This window comes from Pseudomonas sp. R11F (assembly GCF_050312575.1).
Lineage (GTDB): Bacteria > Pseudomonadota > Gammaproteobacteria > Pseudomonadales > Pseudomonadaceae > Aquipseudomonas > Aquipseudomonas palleroniana.
Map to the genome: position 1 here is coordinate 1 of NZ_JBNPJU010000032.1, position 7,436 is coordinate 7,436.

At 58.4% G+C, this 7,436-nt stretch carries 1 protein-coding gene; it reads left to right on the top strand.

Features of this window, described 5'->3' with window-relative positions:
- On the top strand, positions 1 to 7,436 hold a 7,436-nt coding region (locus tag ACQRBV_RS08495), incomplete at both ends, for an immunoglobulin-like domain-containing protein (protein ID WP_427877921.1).

Here is a 7,436-nt window from a genome sequence, read left to right on the forward strand (position 1 = left end):
GGCGAGTCCACTGGCACTGTGGTTGTCGATACCCCGGCTAACGACGTCTACAACAACGGTTCTACCGTCAGCACTACTATTACCGGCGCGACTGGCGGCAACTTTGAGAATCTGGTGCCGAGCACGACTCCGGCCGTTACCACGATTGTTGATTCGGTCGACACCACCAACGTTTCGCTGACCGCTACCGGAACGGTTGTCGAAGGCGGCCAGATCACCTACACCGCCACCTTGACCAACCCGGCGCAGACGCCAGTGACTGTCACTTTGAGCAATGGCTCGGTGATCACCATCAAGGCGGGCGAGTCCGTTGGCAGCGTGGTTGTCGACACCCCGCCGAATGATGTCTACGTCAACGGCAGCACCGTCAGCACCACCATTACCGGGACGACCGGCGGCAATTTCGAGAGCCTGGTGCCGAATACGGCCCCGGCGGTCACCACGATTACGGACTCGATCGACACTACGACCGTGACGCTGACCGCGCCGACTGAGGCAAACGAAGGCGGACAGATTACCTACACCGCGACGCTTTCAAATAAAGCGGGCACTGACGTCACGCTGAAGTTGGATAACGGGTCGACCATCACCATCAAGGCCGGCGACACCGTCGGTACCGTGACCGTCCCAGCACCGAGCGATGACGTGTTCATCGACAAGAGCACCCAGACCGTCAAGATCACTGACGCCACAGGCGGTAACTTCGAGAAGCTGGAAGTTGCCGGTAACGGCGCCACAACGACCATCAATGACACCATCGACAAGGTCGATGTGGTCCTGACCGCCACCAACACCGTCGGCGAAGGCGGCAACATCGTCTACACCGCCAGCCTTGTGGATAAAAACGGCGCGGCAGTAACCAACATCACCAATCCGCTGACGGTCACCTTGGACAACGGCCAGACCATCACCATTGGTGTGAACCAGTCCAGCGGCAGCGTCACCGCCGTGGCGCCGAACGATGTTTACAACGGCGACCAGACCGTCACCACCGCGATCAAAACTGTGACCGGCGGCGAGCACTTCGAGAACCTGGTACCGGGTACTACGCCGGTAAATACCACCGTTACCGATACTCCGGGTACTGCAGATACCACCACCGTGACCCTAACTGCGCCAAGCGCAGTTAACGAAGGCGGTCAGATCACTTACACCGCGACCTTGAGCAATAAGGCCGGCACCGACGTCACTCTGAAACTCGACAACGGTTCGACCATTACCATCAAGGCCGGTGACACCGTCGGTACCGTGACCGTCCCTGCGCCGAGCGATGACGTATTCATCGACAAGAGCACCCAGACCGTCAAGATCACTGACGCTACCGGCGGCAACTTCGAGAAACTGGAAGTTGCAGGCAACGGCGCAACCACCACCATCAACGACACCATCGACAAGGTCGATGTGGTCCTGACCGCCACCAACACTGTTGGTGAAGGTGGCAACATCATTTACACCGCCAGCCTTGTGGATAAAAACGGTGCGCCGGTGACCAACATCACCAACCCGCTGACCGTAACGTTGGATAACGGCCAAACCATCACCATCGGTGTGAATCAGTCGAGCGGCAGCGTCACCACCGTGGCGCCGAACGATGTCTACAACGGCGATCAGACCGTCACCACCGCGATCAAAGGCGTTACCGGCGGCGAGCACTTCGAGAACCTGGTGCCGGGCACTACGCCGGTTAACACCACCGTTACCGATACTCCGGGTACTGCTGACACCACCACCGTGACCCTGACCGCGCCAAGTGCGGTCAACGAAGGTGGTCAGATCACCTATACCGCGACCTTGAGCAATAAGGCCGGCACCGACGTCACGCTGAAGTTGGACAACGGCTCGACCATCACCATCAAGGCCGGTGACACTGTCGGTACCGTAACCGTTCCTGCACCTAGCGATGACGTGTTCATCGACAAGAGCACCCAGACCGTCAAGATCACTGACGCTACCGGCGGCAACTTCGAGAAGCTGGAAGTTGCAGGTAACGGCGCAACCACCACGATCAACGACACCATCGACAAGGTCGATGTGGTCCTGACCGCGACCAACACTGTGGGCGAAGGCGGCAATATCGTTTACACCGCCAGCCTTGTGGATAAAAACGGTGCGCCGGTGACCAACATCACCAACCCGCTGACCGTAACGTTGGATAACGGCCAAACCATCACCATCGGTGTGAATCAGTCGAGCGGCAGCGTCACCACCGTGGCGCCGAACGATGTCTACAACGGCGATCAGACCGTCACCACCGCGATCAAAGGCGTTACCGGCGGCGAGCACTTCGAGAACCTGGTGCCGGGCACTACGCCGGTAAACACCACCGTTACCGATACTCCGGGTACTGCGGACACCACCACTGTGACCCTGACCGCGCCAAGCGCGGTCAACGAAGGTGGTCAGATCACCTACACCGCGACCTTGAGCAACAAGGCCGGCACCGACGTCACACTGAAACTCGACAACGGTTCCACCATTACCATCAAGGCTGGCGATACCGTCGGTACTGTGACCGTCCCAGCGCCGAGCGATGACGTGTTCATCGACAAGAGCACGCAGACCGTCAAGATCACCGACGCTACCGGCGGCAACTTCGAGAAGCTGGAAGTTGCCGGTAACGGCGCGACAACGACTATCAACGACACCATCGACAAGGTCGATGTGGTCCTGACCGCCACCAACACTGTTGGCGAAGGCGGCAACATCGTTTACACCGCTTCGCTGGTCGACAAGTCGGGTAATGCGGTGACCAACATCACCAACCCGCTGACCGTCACCCTGGATAACGGCCAGACCATCACCATCGGTGTGAATCAGTCGAGCGGCACCGTCACCACCGTGGCGCCGAACGACGTCTACAAAGGCGACCAGACCGTCACCACCGCCATCAAAGGCGTCACCGGCGGCGAGCACTTCGAGAATCTGGTGCCAGGTACCGATAAAGTCATTACGACCGTAACGGACACACCGGGCACTGCAGATACCACCACCGTGACCCTGACCGCGCCAAGCGCAGTTAACGAAGGTGGTCAGATTACGTACACCGCCACGCTTTCCAATAAAGCGGGCACTGACGTCACCCTGAAGTTGGATAACGGTTCCACCATTACCATCAAGGCTGGCGATACCGTCGGCACCGTGACCGTCCCTGCGCCTAGCGATGACGTGTTCATCGACAAGAGCACGCAGACCGTCAAGATCACCGACGCTACCGGCGGCAACTTCGAGAAACTGGAAGTTGCAGGCAACGGCGCGACCACCACGATCAACGACACCATCGACAAAGTCGATGTGGTCCTGACCGCGACCAACACTGTGGGCGAAGGCGGCAATATCGTTTACACCGCCAGCCTTGTGGATAAAAACGGTGCGCCGGTGACCAACATCACCAACCCGCTGACCGTGACGTTGGATAACGGCCAGACCATCACCATCGGTGTGAATCAGTCGAGCGGTTCTGTCTCGGTAGTCGCTCCAAACGACGTCTATCAAGGCGACCAAACTGTCACTGCCGCCATCAAAGGCGTTACCGGCGGCGAGCACTTCGAGAACCTGGTGCCGGGCACTACGCCGGTAAACACCACCGTTACCGATACTCCGGGTACTGCTGACACCACCACTGTGACCCTGACCGCGCCAAGTGCGGTCAACGAAGGCGGCCAGATCACCTATACCGCGACTTTGAGCAACAAAGCCGGCACCGACGTCACGCTGAAGCTGGATAACGGCTCGACCATCACCATCAAGGCTGGCGATACCGTCGGTACTGTGACCGTTCCCGCGCCTAGCGATGACGTGTTCATCGATAAGAGCACCCAGACCGTCAAGATCACTGACGCCACGGGCGGCAACTTTGAAAAGCTGGAAGTTGCCGGTAACGGTGCAACTACCACGATCAACGACACCATCGACAAAGTGGATGTGGTCCTGACGGCCACCAATACCGTCGGTGAAGGCGGCAATATCGTCTACACCGCTTCGCTGGTCGACAAGTCGGGTAATGCGGTGACCAACATCACCAATCCACTGACCGTGACTTTGGACAATGGCCAGACCATCACCATCGGTGTGAATCAGTCGAGCGGTAGCGTCACTACCGTGGCGCCTAATGATGTTTACAACGGCGACCAAACCGTTACCACCGCGATCAAAACGGTAACCGGCGGCGAGCACTTCGAGAACCTGGTGCCGGGCACTACGCCGGTGAACACCACCGTTACCGATACTCCGGGCACTGCGGATACCACCACCGTGACCCTGACTGCGCCAAGCGTAGTAAACGAAGGTGGTCAGATTACGTATACCGCCACGCTTTCCAACAAAGCGGGCACTGACGTCACGCTGAAACTCGACAACGGCTCGAGCATTACCATCAAGGCTGGCGATACCGTCGGCACCGTGACCGTCCCAGCACCTAGCGATGACGTGTTCATCGACAAGAGCACGCAGACCGTCAAGATTACCGACGCTACCGGCGGTAACTTTGAGAAGCTGGAAGTTGCAGGCAACGGTGCAACAACGACCATCAACGACACCATCGACAAGGTCGATGTGGTCCTGACCGCCACCAACACCGTCGGTGAAGGCGGCAACATCGTCTACACCGCCAGCCTTGTGGATAAAAACGGCGCGCCGGTGACCAACATCACCAATCCACTGACCGTGACGTTGGATAACGGCCAGACCATCACCATTGGTGTAAACCAGTCGAGCGGTTCTGTCTCGGTAGTCGCTCCAAACGACGTCTATCAAGGCAACCAAACTGTCACTGCCGCCATCAAAGGCGTTACCGGCGGCGAGCACTTTGAGAACTTGGTACCGGGTACCGATAAAGTCACTACGACCGTAACGGACACACCGGGCACTGCAGATACCACCACCGTGATCCTCACCGCGCCAAGCGCAGTTAACGAAGGTGGTCAGATTACGTACACCGCCACGCTTTCGAATAAAGCGGGCACTGACGTCACCCTGAAGTTGGATAACGGTTCCACCATTACCATCAAGGCTGGCGATACCGTCGGCACCGTGACCGTCCCTGCGCCTAGCGATGACGTGTTCATCGATAAGAGCACCCAGACCGTCAAGATCACCGACGCTACCGGCGGCAACTTCGAGAAGCTGGAAGTTGCAGGCAACGGCGCAACCACCACCATCAACGACACCATCGACAAGGTCGATGTGGTCCTGACCGCGACCAACACTGTGGGCGAAGGCGGCAATATCGTTTACACCGCCAGCCTTGTGGATAAAAACGGTGCGCCGGTGACCAACATCACCAACCCGCTGACCGTGACGTTGGATAACGGCCAGACCATCACCATCGGTGTGAACCAGTCCAGCGGCAGCGTCACCACCGTAGCGCCGAACGACGTTTACAACGGCGACCAGACCGTCACTACCGCGATCAAAACTGTGACCGGCGGCGAGCATTTCGAAAATCTGGTGCCAGGTAGCGATAAAGTCACTACGACCGTAACGGACACACCGGGCACTGCTGACACCACCACCGTGACCCTGACCGCGCCAAGTGCGGTCAACGAAGGTGGTCAGATCACCTATACCGCGACCTTGAGCAACAAGGCCGGCACCGACGTCACGCTGAAGCTGGACAACGGTTCGACCATCACTATCAAGGCTGGCGATACCGTCGGTACCGTAACCGTTCCTGCGCCTAGCGATGACGTGTTCATCGACAAGAGCACCCAGACCGTCAAGATCACCGACGCTACCGGCGGCAACTTCGAGAAGCTGGAAGTTGCAGGTAACGGCGCGACAACGACTATCAACGACACCATCGACAAGGTCGATGTGGTCCTGACCGCCACCAACACTGTTGGCGAAGGCGGCAACATCGTTTACACCGCTTCGCTGGTCGACAAGTCGGGTAATGCGGTGACCAACATCACCAACCCGCTGACCGTCACCCTGGATAACGGCCAGACCATCACCATCGGTGTGAATCAGTCGAGCGGCACCGTCACCACCGTGGCGCCGAACGACGTCTACAAAGGCGACCAGACCGTCACCACCGCCATCAAAGGCGTCACCGGCGGCGAGCACTTCGAGAACTTGGTGCCGGGCACTACGCCAGTGAACACCACCGTTACCGATACTCCGGGCACTGCTGACACCACCACCGTGACCCTGACCGCGCCAAGCGCAGTTAACGAAGGTGGTCAGATCACCTACACCGCTACCTTGAGCAACAAGGCCGGCACCGATGTCACGCTGAAGCTGGATAACGGGTCGACCATCACCATCAAGGCCGGCGACACCGTCGGCACCGTGACCGTCCCTGCGCCTAGCGATGACGTGTTCATCGACAAGAGCACGCAGACCGTCAAGATCACCGACGCTACCGGGGGCAACTTCGAGAAGCTGGAAGTTGCAGGCAACGGCGCGACCACCACGATCAACGACACCATCGACAAGGTCGATGTGGTCCTGACCGCCACCAACACCGTCGGTGAAGGCGGCAACATCGTCTACACCGCCAGCCTTGTGGATAAAAACGGCGCGCCGGTGACCAACATCACCAATCCACTGACCGTGACGTTGGATAACGGCCAGACCATCACCATTGGTGTAAACCAGTCCAGCGGCACCGTCACCACCGTGGCGCCGAACGATGTTTACAACGGCGACCAGACCATCACTACCGCGATCAAAACTGTGAGCGGAGGCGAGCATTTCGAAAATCTGGTGCCAGGTACCGATAAAGTCACTACGACCGTAACGGACACACCGGGCACTGCAGATACCACCACCGTGACCCTGACTGCGCCAAGCGCAGTTAACGAAGGCGGTCAGATCACTTACACCGCGACCTTGAGCAATAAGGCCGGCACCGACGTCACGCTGAAATTGGATAACGGTTCGACTATTACCATCAAGGCTGGCGATACCGTCGGTACTGTGACCGTCCCGGCGCCGAGCGATGACGTGTTCATTGATAAGAGCACCCAGACCGTCAAGATCACCGACGCTACCGGCGGCAACTTCGAGAAGCTGGAAGTTGCAGGCAACGGCGCGACAACGATCATCAACGACACCATCGACAAGGTCGATGTGGTCCTGACCGCGACCAACACTATTGGTGAGGGCGGCAACATCGTTTACACCGCTTCGCTGGTCGATAAGTCGGGTAATGCGGTGACTAACATCACCAACCCGTTAACGGTCACCCTGGATAACGGCCAAACCATCACCATCGGTGTAAACCAGTCGAGCGGGTCTGTTTCTGTAGTCGCTCCAAACGACGTCTATAAAGGCGATCAAACCGTCACCACCGCCATCAAAGGCGTCACCGGCGGCGAACACTTCGAGAACCTGGTACCGGGCACTACGCCGGTAAATACCACCGTTACCGATACTCCGGGCACTGCTGACACCACCACGGTGACCCTGACCGCGCCAAGCGCAGTCAACGAAGG